This is a genomic window from Pseudonocardia sp. NPDC049154 (genome assembly GCF_040648315.1).
Classification (GTDB): domain Bacteria; phylum Actinomycetota; class Actinomycetes; order Mycobacteriales; family Pseudonocardiaceae; genus Pseudonocardia.
On record NZ_JBEZDN010000146.1, the window covers coordinates 1 to 19,390 of the forward strand.

Annotated in this window: 20 protein-coding genes; 12 read left to right on the plus strand and 8 right to left on the minus strand. The window is 75.7% G+C overall.

From position 1 onward, the window contains the following. Window positions 1-117 precede the first annotated feature (117 nt). The 5 genes from AB0B41_RS37850 to AB0B41_RS37870 form a co-directional block, all read right to left on the minus strand. The gene (locus AB0B41_RS37850; RefSeq protein WP_358211848.1) at window positions 118-375 is read right to left on the minus strand and encodes a DUF6158 family protein; all 258 of its coding nucleotides are present in this window, start codon (window positions 373-375) and stop codon (window positions 118-120) included. Window positions 376-477: 102 nt separating this feature from the next. Next, the gene (locus AB0B41_RS37855; protein ID WP_358211849.1) at window positions 478-1,104 is read right to left on the minus strand and encodes a DUF2231 domain-containing protein; all 627 of its coding nucleotides are present in this window, start codon (window positions 1,102-1,104) and stop codon (window positions 478-480) included. Window positions 1,105-1,245: 141 nt separating this feature from the next. Continuing rightward, entirely contained in the window at window positions 1,246-2,028 is a 783-nt protein-coding gene (locus AB0B41_RS37860) for a DUF3618 domain-containing protein (RefSeq protein ID WP_358211850.1), read from the minus strand. Between the two features lie 9 nt (window positions 2,029-2,037). After that, window positions 2,038-2,580: a phage holin family protein gene (locus tag AB0B41_RS37865; protein WP_358211851.1), complete on the minus strand. Its 543-nt coding sequence runs from the start codon at window positions 2,578-2,580 to the stop codon at window positions 2,038-2,040. Continuing rightward, window positions 2,577-3,470, minus strand: coding sequence for a hypothetical protein (locus tag AB0B41_RS37870; RefSeq protein WP_358211852.1), 894 nt, complete (start codon window positions 3,468-3,470; stop codon window positions 2,577-2,579). The genes AB0B41_RS37865 and AB0B41_RS37870 overlap by 4 nt, the downstream gene beginning before the upstream one ends. A gap of 205 nt (window positions 3,471-3,675) precedes the next feature. Between AB0B41_RS37870 and fdh the strand changes: the two genes are divergently transcribed. The 3 genes from fdh (at window position 3,676) to nrfD (ending at window position 9,118) form a co-directional block, all read left to right on the plus strand. Continuing rightward, the gene (gene fdh, locus AB0B41_RS37875) at window positions 3,676-6,987 is read left to right on the plus strand and encodes a formate dehydrogenase (protein WP_358211853.1); all 3,312 of its coding nucleotides are present in this window, start codon (window positions 3,676-3,678) and stop codon (window positions 6,985-6,987) included. Continuing rightward, window positions 6,984-8,024 carry a 4Fe-4S dicluster domain-containing protein gene (locus tag AB0B41_RS37880; protein WP_358211854.1) on the plus strand — a complete coding sequence of 347 codons (1,041 nt, stop codon included), beginning with the start codon at window positions 6,984-6,986 and terminating at the stop codon, window positions 8,022-8,024. Before fdh ends, AB0B41_RS37880 begins: the two co-directional genes overlap by 4 nt. Before the next feature lie 62 nt (window positions 8,025-8,086). Beyond that, complete coding sequence (gene nrfD / locus AB0B41_RS37885; RefSeq protein ID WP_358211867.1) at window positions 8,087-9,118, plus strand: NrfD/PsrC family molybdoenzyme membrane anchor subunit; 1,032 nt, start codon at window positions 8,087-8,089, stop codon at window positions 9,116-9,118. On the opposite strand, the gene AB0B41_RS37890 is transcribed toward nrfD, so the two are convergent. Next, on the minus strand, window positions 9,082-9,468 hold the full coding sequence (locus AB0B41_RS37890; RefSeq protein ID WP_358211855.1) for an STAS domain-containing protein: 387 nt from the start codon (window positions 9,466-9,468) through the stop codon (window positions 9,082-9,084). The genes nrfD and AB0B41_RS37890 overlap by 37 nt on opposite strands. A gap of 163 nt (window positions 9,469-9,631) precedes the next feature. Between AB0B41_RS37890 and AB0B41_RS37895 the strand changes: the two genes are divergently transcribed. From AB0B41_RS37895 to AB0B41_RS37915, 5 genes are all read left to right on the plus strand, one after another. Next, on the plus strand, window positions 9,632-10,651 hold the full coding sequence (locus AB0B41_RS37895) for an NAD(P)/FAD-dependent oxidoreductase (protein ID WP_358211856.1): 1,020 nt from the start codon (window positions 9,632-9,634) through the stop codon (window positions 10,649-10,651). An 86-nt stretch (window positions 10,652-10,737) separates the two neighbouring features. After that, window positions 10,738-11,169 (plus strand): pyridoxamine 5'-phosphate oxidase family protein, encoded by a 432-nt coding sequence (locus tag AB0B41_RS37900; protein WP_358211857.1) that lies wholly within the window; start codon window positions 10,738-10,740, stop codon window positions 11,167-11,169. Window positions 11,170-11,243: 74 nt separating this feature from the next. Further along, a complete protein-coding gene (locus AB0B41_RS37905; RefSeq protein ID WP_358211858.1) occupies window positions 11,244-11,624 on the plus strand; it encodes an STAS domain-containing protein in 381 nt (126 codons plus the stop codon). Between the two features lie 7 nt (window positions 11,625-11,631). After that, complete coding sequence (locus AB0B41_RS37910; protein ID WP_358211859.1) at window positions 11,632-13,257, plus strand: GAF domain-containing SpoIIE family protein phosphatase; 1,626 nt, start codon at window positions 11,632-11,634, stop codon at window positions 13,255-13,257. Continuing rightward, window positions 13,254-13,769 (plus strand): ATP-binding protein, encoded by a 516-nt coding sequence (locus AB0B41_RS37915; RefSeq protein WP_358211860.1) that lies wholly within the window; start codon window positions 13,254-13,256, stop codon window positions 13,767-13,769. The genes AB0B41_RS37910 and AB0B41_RS37915 overlap by 4 nt, the downstream gene beginning before the upstream one ends. Here the strand turns inward: AB0B41_RS37915 and AB0B41_RS37920 are convergent. Beyond that, window positions 13,738-14,472: a cytochrome c oxidase assembly protein gene (locus AB0B41_RS37920; RefSeq protein ID WP_358211861.1), complete on the minus strand. Its 735-nt coding sequence runs from the start codon at window positions 14,470-14,472 to the stop codon at window positions 13,738-13,740. The two genes, AB0B41_RS37915 and AB0B41_RS37920, sit on opposite strands and share 32 nt — an antisense overlap. After that, the gene (locus tag AB0B41_RS37925; RefSeq protein WP_358211862.1) at window positions 14,469-14,936 is read right to left on the minus strand and encodes a DUF2243 domain-containing protein; all 468 of its coding nucleotides are present in this window, start codon (window positions 14,934-14,936) and stop codon (window positions 14,469-14,471) included. Before AB0B41_RS37925 ends, AB0B41_RS37920 begins: the two co-directional genes overlap by 4 nt. Window positions 14,937-15,064: 128 nt before the next feature. Between AB0B41_RS37925 and AB0B41_RS37930 the strand changes: the two genes are divergently transcribed. The 4 genes from AB0B41_RS37930 to AB0B41_RS37945 all read left to right on the plus strand — a co-directional run bounded on the left by AB0B41_RS37930 (window position 15,065) and on the right by AB0B41_RS37945 (window position 19,120). Continuing rightward, a complete protein-coding gene (locus AB0B41_RS37930; RefSeq protein WP_358211863.1) occupies window positions 15,065-16,588 on the plus strand; it encodes an FAD-dependent oxidoreductase in 1,524 nt (507 codons plus the stop codon). Window positions 16,589-16,597: 9 nt separating this feature from the next. Further along, entirely contained in the window at window positions 16,598-18,220 is a 1,623-nt protein-coding gene (locus AB0B41_RS37935) for a SpoIIE family protein phosphatase (RefSeq protein ID WP_358211864.1), read from the plus strand. Beyond that, window positions 18,217-18,540, plus strand: coding sequence for an STAS domain-containing protein (locus tag AB0B41_RS37940; RefSeq protein ID WP_358211865.1), 324 nt, complete (start codon window positions 18,217-18,219; stop codon window positions 18,538-18,540). The genes AB0B41_RS37935 and AB0B41_RS37940 overlap by 4 nt, the downstream gene beginning before the upstream one ends. A gap of 136 nt (window positions 18,541-18,676) precedes the next feature. Next, entirely contained in the window at window positions 18,677-19,120 is a 444-nt protein-coding gene (locus tag AB0B41_RS37945; RefSeq protein WP_358211866.1) for an Hsp20/alpha crystallin family protein, read from the plus strand. Window positions 19,121-19,390: the final 270 nt, after the last annotated feature.

Sequence of the window (19,390 nt, forward strand, 5' to 3'; positions counted from 1 at the left end):
CGCCGCACCGGCCGAGCTGGTGCGCAGCCCGTAGCTACCGGCCGTCGCTCCGGCCCGGTCCGGCGTGGACCGGCGGCAGCGCGCCGCCGGGGAAGGACCGGCCACGCCCATCGCGGGTCAGCCGGAGCCCGGGGCCGGCCCCGCCTCCTGGCGGCTCCCGGCGCGGGTGCGCCGCGGGTCCGGCGCGGCCTCGGCGGGGAATCGGCGCAGGAACTCCGCCTCGAGCTCCAGCATCCGGCGGGTGTGCGTCTCGAGCGCGTCCTCGGTGCCGTCGAGAACGGTGTCGTGGCGGGTCTCGTGCAGGTGGGTCATCTCCCGGCGGAGCGTGTCGTCGTCGAGCTCGGCCGGGGGGATGCCGTGGGGTCGGTCGGTCATGCACCGCAGCTACCCGCGGGTGTGGGAGGCATGCGGTCGTGAGGGGAATCGGCGGATCTGCCCCTCGTTCGAAGGGACCCCGGCTTCGGGGCCGGTGGGTGCTCAGGTGGGGTTCGCCTCGGGGCCGCTGCCCGGGATGGCGCCGGTGTCGGGGGGACCGGGCTCGCCGGCGCCCTCCGTCCGGCCGGCGTCGGAGGAGGCCTCCGGCCAGCGTCCGACGCCCGCGCCCTGGGCGTAGGACAGGTGCCCGCCGAGTGCGCCCGCGACCGACAGCGGCAGCGCCCCGACCAGCGACAACACGGCCCCGGTCCGGTGCCGGCCCTGCCGGCGCGCGAGGTAGGAGGCGCCGAGGAAGGCCGCGGACACCACGTTCCCGGCCGCGTGGAGCAGCCCGACCCGCCGGCGCCGCTCGTCGAGCCCGCTCCAGTCGGCCAGCCCCGTCACCGCCGTCGGCAGCAGGCTGACCATCCCGGCCCCGACGACCCGGCGGGCGGCGTGCTCCTGGCCGCCGACGGCGTCGAGCAGGGCGGCGGAGGCCCACGCGCCGATCGGCACGGTCACGAGCAGCGGGTGCACGGGATGGCCGAGCCAGGCGCCGCGCAGCGCCGCGTCGAGCCGGCTCCCCGCGAGGAACCGGCGCAGCCCGCGCTGCACGGCCGCGACGCCGTCCTCCGCGACCCGGACGTTCTCGGTGGCGCGCAGCGCCCGGACGATCGGTGAGCCGCTCATACCGGCGGCCTACCCGGTCGGCGCGGATTCACGCCGCCGCGTCCACGCCGGCGCAGCACGCCGCCCTCGCCCGTCCGCCCCGTTCCGTTCGCGGAGCCGTACCCGGGCGGGGCGTGGTCCCTCCCCGCCCGGGTACGGGACTCAGGACGGGCCGGCCTGCTCCTTCACGTTCCGGCCCGCGTCCTGGGCGCGGTCCTGGACCTGGCCGGCCGCCGACCGGCCCTCGTCGGCCACGGTGGAGGCGGCGTCCTGCGCGGTCTCCTGGACCGACTGGACCGCCTGCTGCGCCGGCTCGCGCAGATCCTCGCCGATCTCCCTGGCCTTCTCGCCGACCTGCTGCGCCAGCGGGCGGCCGACCTCCATCGCCCGGTCCTTGGCCTGGCCCGCGAGCTCCTGTTCCTTCCGGCTCGCCGGGAGCAGGGAGGACACGAGCCAGCCGGCGCCGAAGGCGATCAGAACCGCGGCCAGCGGGTTGCCCCTGGCCTGCTGCCGCACCCGGTCGGGTGCCTCGCGGGCGGTGTCCGCGATGGTCGACGCGGCGTCGGACGCCTTGTCGCCCACCGTGTCGGCCACCGAACCCGCCCGGTCCTGGGCCTGCCCGGCGAGGGAGCGGGCCGTGCCCGCGGCCTCGTGGGCGGTGTCCCGCGCCGAGCCGGCGGGGTCGCTGCCCATCACGGCGTCGCGCCAGCCGGAAACGCGGCCGCGCACGCGGTCGACCCGGCGCTGCACGACCCGGCTGGGGGTGACCTTCTCGGTCAGGGCGTCGACGTCGCCGCTGAGCCGGCTCTGGGTCCGCTCGATCTCGCGACGGATGGCGTCGGGGTCGTCGGACGATCCGGCGGTGTCGTAGGGAGCGTCGTGCTGCGTGCCGTACCGGGCGTCGTAGGGGGTGGGGCTGGCGGTGTTGTCGTACGGGGTGGTCATCGGTCCTCCTCACCGGCCCTTGAGGGCGTCGGGAACCTGCTTGAGCGTGTCGACCGTGCGTTCGGGGGTGGGGTGGGTGCGTCGCGCGTTGTTCCGCCCGACGACGAAGGCGATCGCCCCGATCACCGCCCAGACCAGGGCGACGATCACGCCTGCCCAGCCGCCGTCCATGACGTTGCTCAGTCCCGCCCAGAGCGCGACCGAGAGGAACAGCAGCATCATGTAGCCGGCGAACCCGGCGGCCCCGAAGCCGCCGGCGGCCTTGCCGGCCTTGCGGGCCTCCTGCTTCAGCTCGGCCTGCGCGAGCGCGAGCTCCTGGCGCATCAGGGTCGAGAGGTCGCGGGAGACCTGGCCCATGAGGTCGCCGACCGACACGTCGGAGACGTCGGGCGGGCCTCCGGCCGGGGGCGGCGCGCCGGGCGGGGCGTGGTCGAACGGCCCGGGTGCCGCGTGCCGGCCCGGCGGCATGGCCGGGGGTGCGGTCGCGGGCGCGGGCTGGGGTGGGAGATCCCGCGAGAGGTCGCGCGGCGGACCGCCGCCCGGGGTGCTCACCGGCGGTCCTCGTCGGTCACGCGGGGGTCACCGCGGCGGCCCAGTTCGTCGACGTAGTCCCCGACGGTCGTCGAGCCCGGTCGCGGCGCGTGTGCCGGACCGGTGCCCGGCGGCGCGGACGGCGGGGGCACCAGGGGCCCGCCCTGCGGCGGCGTGGGCGCGTTCGGCGGCGGGCCCTGCCCGAGCGTGCCCGGTCCCGGTGGCACGGGCGGGGTCGAACCCGGGCCAGGGGTCACGGGTGCCGGCGGGGGCGGGGCGGCCGGCATGCCCTGTCCGGCCACGCCGTAATCCGGGGGCACACCCCGTCCGGCGCCGTAGCCCGGGGGCACGCCCTGTCCGGGGCCGTGGCCGGGGGGAGCCCCCTGCGCGGCGTGGTGGTCCCTCGGCCACGGCGAGAGCGCGCTGCCGTCCGGGCCCGGCCCGCCCTTCTCGTGCTCGACGACGCCGCGGGTCAGCCGTCCGACCAGGACCCCCGCCAGGGCGGCGCCGGCGAGGAAGGCGCCCGGGCGGCGCCGGGCCACCCGGCGGACCTCCGCGACCAGGTCGCCCGGCTCGCGCTCCCGCAGCCAGGACGCGAGGCGCTCGGCCCGGTCGGCCGCCTCGTGGGCCAGGTCGGCGACCGGGCCGCCGTCCGCCGACCCCGCCATCTGCCGCAGCTGGTCGGCGACGCCGTGCACGCCGTCGGCGGCCTGGCGCTGCGTCGAGCCCGCCTGCTCCTGCAACCGGCCGCGCGCCTGCCCGACGAGGTCCTTCGCCTGCCGGCGGGCCTCGCCGGCGACGTTGCGTGCCTCCTCGGCAGCCGTACCGGCGACCTGCCCACCCGCCTCGGCGGCGGTGCGTCCGACCTCTGCGCCCTCGGTTCGGACGGTCTCGCTGGTGCTCTCCGTCACTGCACGCTCCTTCCGTTCGCAGACGGCCGGGGCGGTACCCCGGCCCGCGTCCCGGACACCCGGATACGGGGACGCCGCCGAGCGACCACCCGTACGGCCCAGCCGGCGATCCGGCGGCGCCGAACGGGTGGCGGGACAGGACGGTCCACGGCGTTTCGGCGGGGACGGTTCGGGTAGTGACGCCGGAGGGCGGAAGGGGGGCCGCATGGGCGTGCGGACGTGGCTCGGGTCGATCGGGGCCTCGACGCCGTTGGGGGCGTGGCCGGTGTACCGGCAGCTGACGGGCCCGGACCCGCTCGGGCGGGGCGCCGCCGCGCAGTCCCCGCGGCACGTCGGCCTGCGGCCGCGGACGGCCACGGCCGACCGGGTGGCGGGATCGGTGTGCCCCTACTGCGCGGTGGGCTGCGCCCAGAAGGTCTACGTCCGCGACGAGGAGGTCGTGCAGATCGAGGGCGACCCGGACTCGCCGATCTCGCGCGGCCGCCTGTGCCCCAAGGGCTCCGCGAGCCTGCAGCTGGTGACCGGTCCACAGCGGCTGGAGAAGGTCCGCTACCGCGCCCCGTGCGCGACCGAGTGGACCGAGCTGGACCTGTACGAGGCGATGGAGATGATCGCCGACCGGGTCGTCGCGGCGCGCGAGCGCGGCTGGCAGGAGCGCGACGCGCAGGGGAGGCGGCTCAACCGGACGGTCGGGCTCGCGGCCCTCGGCGGCGCCACCCTGGACAACGAGGAGAACTACCTCCTCAAGAAGCTGTTCACGGCCATGGGCGCGATCCAGATCGAGAACCAGGCCCGTATTTGACACTCCGCCACCGTCCCCGGTCTGGGGACCTCCTTCGGTCGCGGCGGCGCGACGGACTACCAGCAGGACCTCGCGAACTCCGACTGCATCATCATCATGGGCTCGAACATGGCCGAGGCCCATCCGGTCGGGTTCCAGTGGGTGATGGAGGCGAAGGCGCGCGGCGCCACGCTGATCCACATCGACCCGCGCTTCACCCGGACCAGTGCGGTCGCGGACACCTACGTCCCGATCCGCGCGGGCTCGGACATCGCCTTCCTCGGCGGCGTGATCCGGTACGTCCTGGACAACGACCTGGACTTCCGGGAGTACGTCGCGGCGTACACCAACGCGTCGTTCCTGGTCCGTGAGGACTTCGCCGACACCGAGGACCTCGACGGGCTGTTCTCCGGCTACGACCCGGGGACCGGCACCTACGAGCGCGACAGCTGGTTCTACGAGGGCACGGAGCCGCCGCGGGACGACGACGGCGACCGCGCGAAGACCTTCGGCGAGCCGCTCCAGGCCGGGGCGAGCGGCGCCGGCGTCGGCGGCGCGGACCGGGCCGAGCGGGACCCGACGCTGCAGCACCCGCGGTGCGTCTTCCAGGTCCTGAAGCGGCACTTCGCGCGCTACACGCCCGAGATGGTGGAGCGGGTCTGCGGCACCCCGCAGGACGAGTTCCTCGAGGTCTGCCGCGCCTGGACGACCCACTCGAACCGCGACCGGACCACGGCGCTGGTCTACAGCGTGGGCTGGACGCAGCACAGCGTGGGCGCGCAGTACATCCGCGCGGGGGCGATCCTCCAGCTGCTGCTGGGCAACATCGGCCGGCCCGGCGGCGGCGTGTTCGCGCTGCGCGGGCACGCGAGCATCCAGGGCTCCACGGACATCCCGACGCTGTTCAACCTGCTGCCGGGCTATCTCGCGATGCCGAACGTGTCGCACACCGACCTCGACGCGTGGATCGCCGACCAGCGCACGGCCGGGCACAAGGGCTACGGCTACGACGTCGACGCCTACCTGGTCTCCCTGCTCAAGGAATACTTCGGCGACGCGGCCACCCCCGACAACGACTTCGGCTTCGGCTGGCTGCCGCGGATCGACGGCGACCACGGCACGTACCGCACCGTCATGGACATGATCGACGGGAAGGTGTCCGGCTACTTCGTGCTCGGCCAGAACCCGGCCGTCGGCTCGGCGCACGGCAAGCTCCAGCGGCTCGGACTGGCCAACCTGGACTGGCTGGTCGTGCGGGATCTCAACGAGATCGAGACGGCGACCTTCTGGAGGGACTCTCCGGAGATCGAGACCGGGGAGATCGTGCCCGAGCGGTGCCGCACCGAGGTGTTCCTCATGCCGGCGGCGTCGCACGTGGAGAAGGAGGGCACGTTCACCCAGACCCAGCGGATGCTGCAGTGGCGCACCAAGGCCGTGGAGCCGACCGGCGACCGGCGCTCCGAGCTGTGGTTCGCCTACCACCTGGGCCGGCTCGTCCGGGAGCGGCTGGCGGGGTCCACACAGGAGCGCGACGTGCCGGTGCAGAAGCTGGCGTGGGACTACGCGACCGAGGGTGGCGGCGAGGGGGACTGGGTCGAGCCCTCGGCCGACGACGTGCTCCGCCGGATCAACGGCCACGACCTCACCACCGGTGAGCTGCTGTCGAGCCACCTCGGGCTCGAGGCCGACGGCAGCACCTCGTGCGGCTGCTGGATCTACAGCGGGGTCTACGCCGAGGGCGTCAACCAGGCCGCGCGGCGCAAGCCGCACACCGAGCAGGGGCCCTACGACGCCGAGTGGGGCTGGACCTGGCCGATGAACCGGCGCGTGCTCTACAACCGGGCCTCCGCGGACCCGGAGGGCCGCCCGTGGAGCGAGCGGAAGAAGCTCGTCTGGTGGGACGCGGACGAGGGCGCGTGGACGGGGCACGACATCCCCGACTTCCCGCGGAACACCCCGCCGGGGCACCGGCCGCCCGAGGGCGCGACCGGGCCCGAGGCCCTGTCCGGCGACGACCCGTTCGTCATGCAGCCCGACGGGAAGGCCTGGCTGTTCGCGCCGCACGGTCTGCTCGACGGGCCGCTGCCGACCCACTACGAGCCGCACGAGTCCCCGGTGCGCAACCCGCTGTACCGGCAGCAGGGCAACCCGACGCGCAAGGTCTACGGCCGGCCGGACAACCCGTCGAACCCCGCGCCGCCCGAGCACGGGTCCGAGGTGTTCCCGTACGTCCTCACCGCGGCGCGGCTGACCGAGCACCACACCGCGGGCGGGATGAGCCGGCAGCTGCCGTACCTGTCGGAGCTGCAGCCCGCGCTGTTCGTGGAGGTGTCGCCGGAGCTGGCCCGCGAGCGGGGCCTGATGCACCTCGGTGACGCGCACGTCGTCACGAGCCGGGCGGCGGTGCAGGCCCGGGTGGTGGTCACCGACCGGCTGGCGCCGCTGCGGGTCGACGGCCGGGTGGTGCACCAGGTCTGGCTGCCGTACCACTTCGGACACACCGGCCTGGTGTCCGGCGACGTCGTCAACGACCTGTTCGGCGTCGTCCAGGACTCCAACGTGTTCATCCAGGAGAGCAAGGTCGCGACCTGCGACGTCCGGCCCGGACCGCGGCCGCGCGGACCGGCGCTGCGGGCACTGCTCGACGAGGTGGGGGCCGCCGCCGGGATCACCGTGGCGACGGGGACCCGGATCGCCACGGCGCCCGGCGTGCCGCACACCGAGGAGGCTTCATGACGCGGAACCGGTTGTCCGGGCCGCTCGACGACGTGGCGGGCGAGGCCGGGCACGTCGACCACCCGCCGCGCGTCGGCTTCTTCACCGACACGTCGGTCTGCATCGGCTGCAAGGCCTGCGAGGTGGCGTGCAAGGAGTGGAACGCCGTCCCCGAGGACGGGTTGGACCTGCTGGGCATGTCCTTCGACAACACCGGGATGCTCGGCGCGGACTCGTGGCGGCACGTCGCGTTCGTCGAGCAGCCGCGGGTGACGGGACGTCAGGACCCCGGGTTCGCGGGCCTGCCCACCGGTCCGAGCGGTATCCCGGAGACCGCGGGTGCGGTCGAGCCGCGGCTGGAGGCGGCGCCGCGCGGGGGATCGGAGCTGGGGACGGAACCGCTGCCTCCGGGCCGGCCGGAGCCGCAGGCGTTGGGGATGCCCGGCTTCGACCGGCCGGGCGACCTCACCGGGGCGGAGAGCCGGACCGACTTCCGGTGGCTGATGGCGTCGGACGTCTGCAAGCACTGCACACACGCGGGCTGCCTCGACGTCTGCCCGACCGGGGCGCTGTTCCGGACCGAGTTCGGCACCGTCGTGGTGCAGCAGGACATCTGCAACGGCTGCGGGTACTGCGTGTCCGGCTGCCCCTACGGCGTGATCGACCGGCGGCAGCACGACGGGCGGGCCAACAAGTGCACGCTCTGCTACGACCGCATCGGCGACGGCCTCGAACCCGCCTGCGCCAAGGCGTGCCCCACCGACTCCATCCAGTTCGGCGAGCTCGACGAGCTGCGCGAGCGCGCCGACCGCAGGCTCGCCCGGCTCCACGACCTCGGGGTGGGCGAGGCGCGGCTGTACGGCCGGGACCCGGACGACGGCGTGGGCGGCGGCGGTGCCTTCTTCCTGCTGCTCGACGAGCCCGAGGTGTACGGCCTGCCGCCGGACCCGCACGTCCCGACCCGGGACGGGCCGGCGATGTGGAGGCGGGCGGGCCAGGCCGCGGCGGCGTTCCTGCTGGCGGGCGTGGCGGCCTTCGTGGCGGGAGGCCGCCGGTGACCGGCCCGGAGCCGGCCGAGCTGCCCAGCGACGCCGGCGGCAGCGCCGCGCGGTCCGCGGAGATGTTCCAGGGGATCCGGCGGCGGCGCGGTGGTCGGCGCGGCGGTCGGCGTGGTGGCGGCGAACCGACGGTCGTCCCCGAGGCGGAGTTCCGCTCCTACTACGGGCGCCCGGTGCTCAAGGCGCCGGTGTGGGAGTGGAAGATCGCCGCCTACCTGTTCTGCGGCGGGCTGGCCGCCGGGTCGTCGGTGGTCGCCGCGGGCGCGGACCTCACCGGCCGGCCCGCACTGCGGCGCTCGAGCCGGCTCGGGTCCCTGGGCGCGCTGCTGGCCGGCCTCTACTTCCTGGTGTCGGACCTGGGCCGGCCCGAGCGCTTCCACCACATGTTGCGGGTGCTCAAGCCGACCTCGCCGATGAGCGTGGGGACGTGGATCCTCAGCGCGTTCGGTGCGGGCGCCGGAGCCGCCGCGGTCGACGAGCTGGTGCCGCGCCGGTGGCGTCGCACCTGGCCCGCCCGGTTGCTGCGCCGGCTGGCCCGCCCGCTCGGGCTGAGCGCGGCCGCCACGGCGCCCGGGGTGGCGTCGTACACCGCGGTCCTGTTGTCGCACACCGCGGTTCCCGGGTGGAACGAGGTGCGCGACGAGCTGCCGTTCGTGTTCGTCGGGTCCGCGGCGGCCAGCGGCGGCGGGTTCGGGATGCTCTGCGCACCGGTCGCGGAGGCGGGCCCGGCGCGCGCGTTCGCGGCGGTCGGGGCGGCGGGCGAGATCGTGGCGTCGCGGGTGATGGAGCACCGGCTCGGGCTCGTCGGCGAGGTGTACCGGGAGGGCCACGTCGGGCGGCTCCGCCGCGCCTCGGAGGCGCTGACGGCGGCGGGCCTGGCCGGCACGCTGCTCGTCGCCCACCGCGGCCGGGTCGGCGCCGCCGCCTCCGGCCTGGCGCTGCTCGCGGGCAGCGCGCTGCAGCGCTTCGGGGTGTTCGAGGCGGGCGTGGCGTCCACCAAGGACCCGAAGTACGTCGTGGTGCCGCAGCGGGAGCGGCTGGACGCTCGGGCCGGCGGTCAGAGCGAGCGCAGGGCGGACCCGAGGTCCGGGTAGCGGCTCATCCGGCCGACGAGCTGCCGCGCCGCCGCCGGGAGGCGCCCGGCGACGGCGTCGAACCCGACGAGGTGCAGGCCCAGCCCGTGCTGCTCGGCGGTGCGGGCGGCGCGGGCGAGTGTCTCGACGGCCGGGAGGGTGGCCGAGTCCACCGCGGTCAGGTCCAGGACGATGTGCCGCGTCGACGCGCCGCCGACCTCACGGAGCCGGATCCGCGCGTCGACCAGCCGTACCAGGCGGGTGCTGACCACCGGGTCGAGCGCCCCGTGAACGGCGATGACGTGCACGCCCGGCTGCGGTCCGGAGATCGCCAACCGACCAGGCAGGGTCGGGGCGGCAAGCACAGTCACGACTGCTCCTTCCTCGTGCCTACCCGTCGCGTTCCCGGTGCGGAGATCGTTCATGCCCCGGGAACGGGTTCGGACGAAATCGATCCGGACCCTTGCCGTATCAGCAAGGAACCTTGCTGTCCCGACCGCGCCGCGCGCACGCTCGTCCCCGGAGGTGGTCGAGATGGCCGAGGAACTGGCAGCGGGTTACGACGTGGTGGTGGTCGGCGGCGGCGCGGCCGGCCTGAACGGTGCGCTGATGCTGGCGCGGGCGCGGCGGTCGGTGGTGGTGGTCGACGGCGGCGAGCCCCGCAACGCGCCGGCGTCGGGGGTGCACGGGTTGCTGGGCCGGGAGGGGATGGCCCCGGCGGAGCTGCTGGAGCGGGGCCGGGCGGAGGTGCGCGGGTACGGGGGCGAGGTGGTGGCCGGCGAGGTCGCCGCGGTGACCCGGGACGGCGCGGGGTTCCGCGTGGCGCTGGCGGACGGCCGGACCACCCGCGCCCGCCGGCTGCTCGTCACGACCGGCCTGGTCGACGAGCTGCCCGACGTCCGGGGGCTGCGGGAGCGGTGGGGCCGCGACGTCCTGCACTGCCCCTACTGCCACGGCTGGGAGGTGCGGGACCGGGCGATCGGCGTGCTGGCGACCGGCCCGATGTCGGTGCACCAGGTGCTGCTGTTCCGGCAGTGGAGCGCGGACGTCACGTTCTTCACCCACACCTCGGCGTCGCTCACGGACGAGGTGGCGGAGCAGCTGGCCGCCCGCGGCATCGCCGTCGTCGAGGGCCCGGTGGAGTCCCTGGAGGTCGTCGACGACCGGCTCGTCGGGGTGCGGCTCGCCGACGGCCGGAGCGTCCCGCGCGAGGCGCTCGCGGTGGCGACCCGGATGGTCGCGCGGGCGGGTTTCCTCGGGTCGCTGGGCCTGCACGCCGTCGAGCACCCCAGCGGGACGGGAGAGCACGTGCGGACCGATCCGACTGGGCGGACCGACGCCCCGGGCGTGTGGGCGGCCGGCAACGTCGCCGACCCGTCCGCGCAGGTGGGAGCGGCCGCGGCGGCAGGGGCGCTGGCCGGGGCGCAGATCAACGCGGACCTGGTCGTCGAGGAGACCCGCGCGGCGGTCGACGCCCGTCGCGACGCCTTCTCGGCCGGGTCCGAGGAGCGCGTCGCCGCCCTGGTCGCGGGGGGCCGCCGGCACGGCCTCTGAGACCCCCTTGTGACCGAGGTCACCAAAGGCCAAGTAAGGGCTTTCGGCCCCTGCCGCACGGTCGGTCGGGAACAAGAATCCCCGACGTGCCGAAGTCCTCCACAGCCGTGTCCGACGGCAGGGCCGATCTCGTGGAGATCGACCGTGCCGAGTGTCTGCGGCTGCTGGCGACCGCCGACCTCGGGCGGGTGATCTACACCGAGGGGGCCATGCCCGCGGCCCACCCCGTCACCTACGTGCTCGACGGCGAGGAGATCGTCTTCCGCTCCGCGGGCGGGCCGACGCTGGTCGCCGCGACCCGCGGGGCCGTCGTCGCCTTCCAGGTGGACCGCATCGACGCCGACGACCACACCGGCTGGAGCGTGCTCGGCGTCGGGCAGGCCTACGAGGTCACCGACCGCTCCCGGTTGTCCGCGCTGGTCCGGCTCCTGCAGTCGCCCTGGCCGCCGAGCCGGGGCGGGCACACGATCAGCATGCCGCTCGCCCGCCTGACCGGTCGCCGGCTGGTCGCCCGCTGACCGTCGTCGGTTCCCCGACGTACCTTCCCGGATCCGGTGTCGCCTCCGTGACCTCCGCACGGGAGTATGTCCGCATGACCGAACCCGAACGGGTGGCTGCGGGCCCGTTCGACGACGAGCCCGCGGGCTCCGTCCGGCTCGACCAGGTGCCGGAAGGGGTCGTGCTCGCCGTCGCCGGTGCCCTCGACCTCTCGCTCGCTCCCAGGGTGCAGCGCACGGTGGAGCGTGCCGCGCGGTTGCGCCCGGCGCTGCTCGTGATCGACCTGACCGAGGTGACGTTCCTGGCGTCCGCCGGCATGGCCGAGCTCGTCCGGGCCAACCGGCAGCTGCGCGGGGAGGTCACGGTCCGCGTCGTCGCGGCCGGCCGGCTCGTCCTGCGCCCGCTGGAGCTGACCCGGCTCACGGACGAGCTCACGATCCACCCCACCCTCGCCGACGCCCTCGCCGCCGGATGAGCGCCCGATGACCGGGGAGGGGAACGGGACCGACGGGGCGATCCCCGGGGTCGACGCGCTGCTGACCGCCCTGGCGTCGGCGTTCACCGGCCCCGACGGGCGTCCCGTGCCCGTCGAGCGGCAGGTGCTCACCCCCGGCCAGCTCGCGGGCCTGCGTCCGGCGGACGAGGCGGGCGTGCTCGTCCCCGACGAGGCGCAGCTGGCCGCGCTGCTCCCGGGCGCGACGGCGGCGCTCGTCGTCCTCGACGGGGACGGCACGGAGAACGGCGACGGGAGCAGCGCGGCGCACGACGCCGTCGCCCTGGTGACCCGCGCGGCGGTCGGCCGTTCGCACCTGCTCGCGGCCGAGGCCGTCGCCGCGGCGACCGGCGGGCTCCGCCGCGCGATGGGTGCCCTGCGCACCGAGGCCGCGGTGATCGACGCGCTGCACTCGGTGGGCCGCCGGCTGACCGCGCAGCTCGACATCGGCCGCATCGTCCAGGAGGCCACCGACGCGGCGACCACGGCCGTCGGCGCGGCGTTCGGCGCGTTCTTCTACAACCTGGTCAACCAGTTCGGCGAGTCCTACACGCTCTACACGCTGTCCGGCGTGCCGCGGGAGGCGTTCTCGCGGTTCCCGATGCCGCGCAACACGGAGGTGTTCGCACCGACCTTCGACGGCAGGGGCACCCTCCGCAGCGAGGACATCACCGCCGACCCGCGCTTCGGCCGCAACGCCCCGTACCACGGCATGCCCGAGGGCCACCTGCCCGTGCGCAGCTACCTCGCGGTGTCCGTGATCAGCCCGACGAGCGGCGAGGTGCTCGGCGGCTTCTTCTTCGGCCACCCCGAGCCGGGCCGGTTCACCGGCCGCCACGAGTACGTGGCCGAGGGCATCGCCGGCTATTCGGCGATCGCGCTGGACAACGCCCGGATGTTCGAGCGGGAGCGCGACTTCACCCGCGAGCTCTCGCGCAGCATGCTGCCCGACACCCCCACGGTCCCCGGCCTGGAGCTGGTCACCCGGTACCTGCCCGCGGCCACCGGGCCGAAGATCGGCGGCGACTGGTTCGACGTCATCCGCCTGGAGTCCGGCGCCACCGCGTTCGTCATCGGCGACGTCGTGGGGCACGGGGTCACCGCCGCCACCGTCATGGGCCAGGTCCGCACCGCGATCCGCTCCTACGCCCTGCTCGGCCTGCCACCGTCGGAGGTGCTGCGGCACGTCTCGGCCCTGCTCGACAGCTTCACCGACTCGACCTTCGTCACCTGTTTCTACGCCGTCCAGACGCCCGACGACGGCCTGGTCTACGCCAACGCCGGGCACCTGCCGGCCCTCCTGCTCCGCGCCGACGGCACGATCGAGCAGCTCGGCGAGGCGCTGGCCCAGCCGCTCGGCGTCGGGTCCGTCTTCCCGGAGCGCACGGCGGAGTTCCGCCGGGGGGACGACCTGTTCCTCTACACGGACGGGCTGGTGGAGAGCCGCAGCCGGGACGTCACCGAAGGGCTGGAGTGGCTGCTCGAGGCGGTCGCCGCGCTGCCGCGTCCGGTCACCGGCGAGGCGTGCGACGACCTCGTCGCGCAGCTGACCGGCGGGACGCACGACGACGACGTCGCCCTGATCTACGTGCACCGCACCGGGGAGCCCGGGTGAGCCGCACCCGCGGGAGCGACGACCGCCCGTCCGGCACCCCTGGCACCTCCGGCACCTCCGGCACCTCCGGCACCTCCGGCACCTCCGGCACCTCCGGCACCTCCGGCACCGCGGCCGCGTCCGGGACGGCGGACTTCCACGTCCGCCTGTGGGCGACGGCGGAGCGGCTGGTCGGGCTGCGCCGGTCGCTGGCCGGGTGGGCGGCCGGGACCGGGCTGCCGGAGGAACGGCAGGAGGACGTGGTGCTCGCAGCGTACGAGGCGATGGCGAACTCCGCCGAGCACGCCTACCCGGAGGGGGAGGGCGGCCCGGTCGAGGTCACGGCCCGCTGCGGGGCGGACGAGCTGACCGTGGTCGTGGCGGACGAGGGCCGCTGGCGGACACCGGACCCGGACGAGCCGCTGCGCGGGCGGGGCCGGCCGCTCATCGGCGTCCTGGCCGACGCCAGCGCCACCGTGCACCGCGAGGACGGCACCACCGTCACGATGAGCTGGCGGCTCGCGCCGGCCTGAGCGCGGCCCGACGGTCCCGCGCCCACCACTCGGCGCCGAGCAGCACCATCAGCGCGAGCTCGACCGGCAGGCCGCCGTAGTACAGCAGCTCCGCACCCGCCCGCGCCTGCGCGGCGGGGATCCCCGGCGGCGGGTCGGCGTAGAGGGTCTTCGCGAGGACGTCGTGCGCGGCGACGGCGGCGACCAGCACCGCCGCGCGGAGGCCGAGGCGCGCCCGGTGCGGCGCCGGGTCGGGGCTCACCAGCGCCGCGGCGAACAGCGTGCCTGCCAGCAGCATCTGGATCGCGACCAGCGCGTGCACGGCCGGGTCCGCCGCCGCGTGCAGGCCGGTCCGGAACAGCACCCAGAGCCCGCCGACGTCGAGCACGGCGGCGACGACGGGGTGGCCGACCACGCTGACCGGCCCGGACCGCAGCACCGCGGCCAGGCGGCGGGCGCGGGCCACCGGCAGCGTGCGCAGTGCGAGCGTGACCGGGGCCGCCCGGACCAGGAGCAGCGGTGCGAGCATGCCGAGCAGGAGGTGCCCGGCGACGTGCAGCCGCAGGTCGCCGTGGCCGGTCAGCGGGGCACCGACCGCGGCCGCCGCGACCCCGCCGAACCAGCACGCCGTCCGCCCGGCCGGCCAGGCACGCCCGAGGACCGCCGCCAGGTAGGTCCCTGCGACGGCGGCGCCGGCCAGCCCCGCGAGCTCGTGCCCGTTCACGCGCGCCGGGTCCGGGCCAGCAGGACGAGGCCCACGACGAGCAGGACGGCGGCGAGGACGTTCCACACGACGTCGTAGACCAGCACGTCGGGCACGTACCGGATCTGGTGCAAGCCCAGCAGCTTGTGCTGCACCAGCCCGTCGTAGAGCTGGAAGGCGCCGCCGCCCGCCAGTGCCCCGCCGACCACGCGGACCGGCCGGACCTCGCCGTCCCGGCGCAGCGCCGCGAGCAGGAACAGCGCGGCGACGGTGGCGAACCAGCTGAAGGCGTGGAAGATCCCGTCCGAGACCAGGCCGGCCGCGGAGCTCGCCCGATCGTAGAAGTGGTGCCAGTGCAACAGCTGGTGGAACACGGTCTCGTCGACGAACGCCACCGCGCCCAGCCCCAGCAGCACGCCCGCGAGCGCGTTGCGCCGGCCCGCCCGACGCGTGACCGCGCGGGCCGTCCCCGTCGTCCCCGCCATCCGTGCTCCCTCCCTCGCCCGGGAGGCACTACCCGGCGGGGCCCGCCGGACACGGGGACGAGCGGGTTGGTTCGCGCGGACGCGGGTACTGCACCCGGGTGGCCGACCCCCCGAACGCGGACCGACCCGTGCCCACCACCACCGAGACCGGCTCGCCCTGGCTGGCCGACCACGCCGGCGTGCGCTACACCGGGCCGACGACCGAGCGGCACTTCGACGTGCTCGTCCTCGGCGCCGGTATCACCGGGCTGACCACGGCCTACCTGCTGAAGCAGCACGGCGCGCGGGTCGCGGTCGTCGAGGCGGACCGGGTGGCCTCCGGCGCGAGCGGCAACAACACCGCCAAGGTGACGGCGCTGCAGGCCACGATGCTGTCGCGGATCCGGTCGGCGCGCGGCGCGGAGGCGGCGGCCTACTACGCCGAGCACAGCCTGCGCGGCGTCGAGCTGGTGGCGGCCACGGTGGAGGAGCTGGGTGTCGACTGCGACCTGCGCCGCCGGGAGGCCTGCACGGCCGCCGCGGACCGCTCCGAGCTCCGGTCGGTGGAGAAGGAGTTCGAGGCCGCGCAGGCCGCCGGGCTGCCGGTGGAGTGGACCGAGGAGACGGACCTGCCCTTCCCGGTCGTCGGCGCGGTCCGGCTGCCCGATCAGGTCGAGCTGCACCCGGTCCGGTACGCCCGCGCGCTGGCGGCGGCCGTGCACGGCGACGGCTCGGCGGTGTTCGAGCGCACCCGGGCGACCGAGCTCACCGAGGACGACCCGGTCCGCGTCGGGACGACCCGGGGGGTACTGACCGGCGACCGGGTCGTCGTCGCGACGCACTTCCCGGTGTGGGACCGCGGGGTCTACTTCGCGCGGATGGAGGCGGTGCGGGCCTACTGCGTGGCCGCGCGGGTCCGCGGCGGCCCGCCGCGCTCGATGTCGATCACCGCGGGCTCGCCGAGCTGGTCCTTCCGCTCGCTCGGCGACCAGGTGATCGTCTGCGGCCAGGGTCACCCGGCGGGCCAGCGGGGCGTCGCCCCGGGCCGCTACGGCGTGCTCGAGGACTTCCTGCGCCGCCACTTCGCCGTCGAACGGGTCACCCACCGCTGGTCGGCGCAGGACGCCCTGCCCTACGACCACACCCCGATGGTCGGCACCTACACACCGGTCTCGTCGCGGGTGTTCGTCGCCGCCGGCTACTCGAAGTGGGGGCTCTCCGGCGGCAGCATGGCGGCGGCCCTGCTCACGGAGCAGCTCGCGGGCGGGCCCGGCTCCCCGGTGCTCACCCCGCACCGCGTCAGCCCGCGGGCGTTGCCCACCCTCGTCAGGACGAACGCCAAGGTCGCGCTCGACCTCGTCGGCGACCGGCTGCGGCCGGGGGAGGCCGGGTCGGCGGCCGCGGTCCCCGTGGGGGAGGGGCGCATCGTCCGCTCCGGCACCGACCGCACCGGCGTCTACCGCGACCCCGACGGCGGTCTGCACGCCGTCTCGGTGCGCTGCACGCACCTCGGCTGCCTGCTGCGGTTCAACGGCGCCGAGCGCAGCTGGGACTGCCCCTGCCACGGGTCCCGGTTCGACGTCGACGGCGCGGTCCTGGATGGCCCCGCCGTCCGCCCCCTCGAGCGCCGACCGGTGCCGGGCGCCCGGGGCGCCGGCGCCCGGCGCGCCTAGACTCCGATGGTGCGACCCGCCGAGAGCGGAGCGGCCACGGACACGGACACCCACACCACCGGTGACCGGCTCCGCCGTATCCAGACGCTCACCGACACCGAGCTCGCCCGGCTCGGGGTCGACGAGATGCTGACCGAGGTGCTCGAGCGCGTCCGGGACCTGCTCGAGGTCGACACCGTGGCCGTGCTGCTGCTCGACCCCTCGGCCACCTTCCTCGTCGCCACCGCCACCCGCGGGCTGGAGGAGGAGACCAGCCAGGGCGTGCGGATCCCGATCGGCAGGGGCTTCGCCGGCCGGATCGCCGCGGAGAAGCGCCCCGTGATCATCGACGAGGTCGACCACTCGAACGTCCTCAACCCGATCCTGCGCGAGAAGGGCATCCGGTCCCTGCTCGGCGTCCCGCTGCTCGTCGCGGGGGACGTGATCGGCGTGCTGCACGTCGGCGTGCTGGTCCCGCGCGCGTTCACCACCGAGGACGCCGAGCTGCTGCAGCTGGCGGCGGACCGCATCGCGCTGGCGACCCGGGCCCGCATGACCCAGGCCGAGCGGACGGCCGCGGCGGCCCTGCAGCGGAGCCTGCTGCCCGGTCAACTGCCGACCGTACCGGGGCTGGAGCTCGCCGCGCGGTACGTGCCCGGCGGCGGCGGCGAGGTCGGCGGCGACTGGTACGACGTGTTCGACCTCCCGTCGGGGCGGCTGTGCGTGGTGGTGGGCGACGTGGTCGGGCGCGGGCTGGCGGCGTCCGTCGCGATGGGCCGGCTGCGCAACGCGGTGCGCGCCTACGCCCTGCTCACCGAGGACCCGGCGGAGCTGCTGCGCAAGCTCGACGTGCAGGTCCAGCACTTCGAGCGGGACGTCATGGCCACCGTGCTGTGCGCGGTCGTGGAGGTCGACCAGTCCGTCGCGTGGGTGGCCTCGGCCGGACACCCGCCGCCGGTCCGCAGCCTCGCGGGCGAGTCCGGCGAGCTGATGGACGTGGAGCCCGACCCTCCGATCGGCCTGACGCCGACCCGCCGCCGGCGCGCCCGCGCCGTCGAGCTGCCCGCCGGGTCCTGCCTGGTCCTCTACACGGACGGCCTGGTGGAGCGCCGTCACGAGTCGCTCGACGTCGGGCTGGCGCGGCTCACCGAGGCGGTGCGCCCCGCGCCCGCCGAGCAGCTCTGCGCCCGGATCATGGGCCGGCTCATCGGCAGCCGGACGTCCGCGGACGACGTCGCGCTGCTGGTCGTGGCCCGCCCGGGCGACGACGGCGCGGTGCCGCTGCGGCTGGTCGAGCCCGCCGAGCCGCGGTCGCTGCGGTCGGTGCGGCAGTCCCTGCGGGCCTACCTCGGCTCGGTCGGGGCCAGCCCGGAGGAGATCTCCGACCTGGTCCTGGCCGTGGGCGAGGCGTGCGCCAACGTCGTCGAGCACGCCTACGGGCCCGGCGGCGGCGTCCTCGAGGTGCACCTCGAGCTGCACGGGCGTCGGGTGCGCGCCACCGTCCGCGACACCGGCGCCTGGCGCGAGGCGCGCGGGGTCAACCGCGGGCGCGGGACCACCCTGATGCACGGGCTCGTCGACGAGGTCCACGTCGACCGCGACGCCACCGGTACCCGGGTCGTGCTGGAGAAGTCTCTGGGGAGGGACACGTGACCGACGTGAACGTCGACGCGCGCGAGGCCGAGCCCGGCCGTTGGGAGATCGCCGTCGCCGGCGAGGTCGACCTGGAGAACGCGGGAGCCGTCGAGCAGCGCCTGCAGGACGTGATCACCAACCGCGCCCGCTCCGTGGTGCTGGACCTCGGCGGGCTGACCTACCTCGACAGCGCCGGGTTGCGCGCGCTGTTCACCCTCGCGAACCGCCTCGAGCTGCTGCAGGTCGGCCTCGAGATCGTGCTGCCCGCGGACTCGCCGGTCCGCAAGGCCGTGATGCTCGTGGGGCTCGGTGAGATCGTCCCGATCCGGGAGAGCTGATCTGGAACGGTCCAGTGGAACGGCACGCTTGCGCCCGGCGAAACCTGTAGTGCAGAATGCAGATATCCCGATCGGAGCCCGGAGGTTCCGGCCGGAAGCATCGCCGACAGTGCCGGACAGGAAGGAGCGACCCGCGATGCTGATGCGTACCGACCCGTTCCGTGAGTTCGACCGCCTCGCCCAGCAGGCCCTCGGGACGGCCGCCGGGACGTGGTCCCGCCCCGCCGCCATGCCGATGGACGCCTACCGCCACGGCGACGAGTTCGTCGTCGAGTTCGACCTCCCCGGCGTCGATCCTTCGGCGATCGAGCTGTCCGTGGAGCGCAACGTGCTCACGGTCAAGGCCGAGCGCCGCCCGACGCTGCGCGACGAGCACGTCGAGATGCAGGTGTCCGAGCGGCCCCTGGGCGTCTACTCGCGCCAGCTGTTCCTCGGCGACACGCTCGACACCGAGCACGTGCACGCCGACTACCGCTCCGGTGTTCTGACCCTCCGCATCCCTGTCGCAGAGAGGGCCAAGCCGCGTAGCATCTCCATCTCCACCGCGAACGATCCGGGGCGCCGCGAGATCGACGCCTGACCGTCCGTCCGACCGGGCCACCCGGGCCCGCCCGGCCCTCCTCGGAGCAGAACGCAGGTGAGGCCCGATGAGCGCACGCGACCTCGGCGGGCCGCCCGCCGCGCGCGGGCGCGCCGGGATCCCCCACGCCCTGCCCCGGGAGCGGTCGCCGCCCCGTCCCGCCCCCACCCCGCGGGTGCCCCGGGCACCCGCGCGGGGGCGGGGCCCCCGCCCACCCCCCCCCCCCCCCCCCCCCCCCCCGGGGCCCCCCCGCGCCCCCCGTCGCCCCCC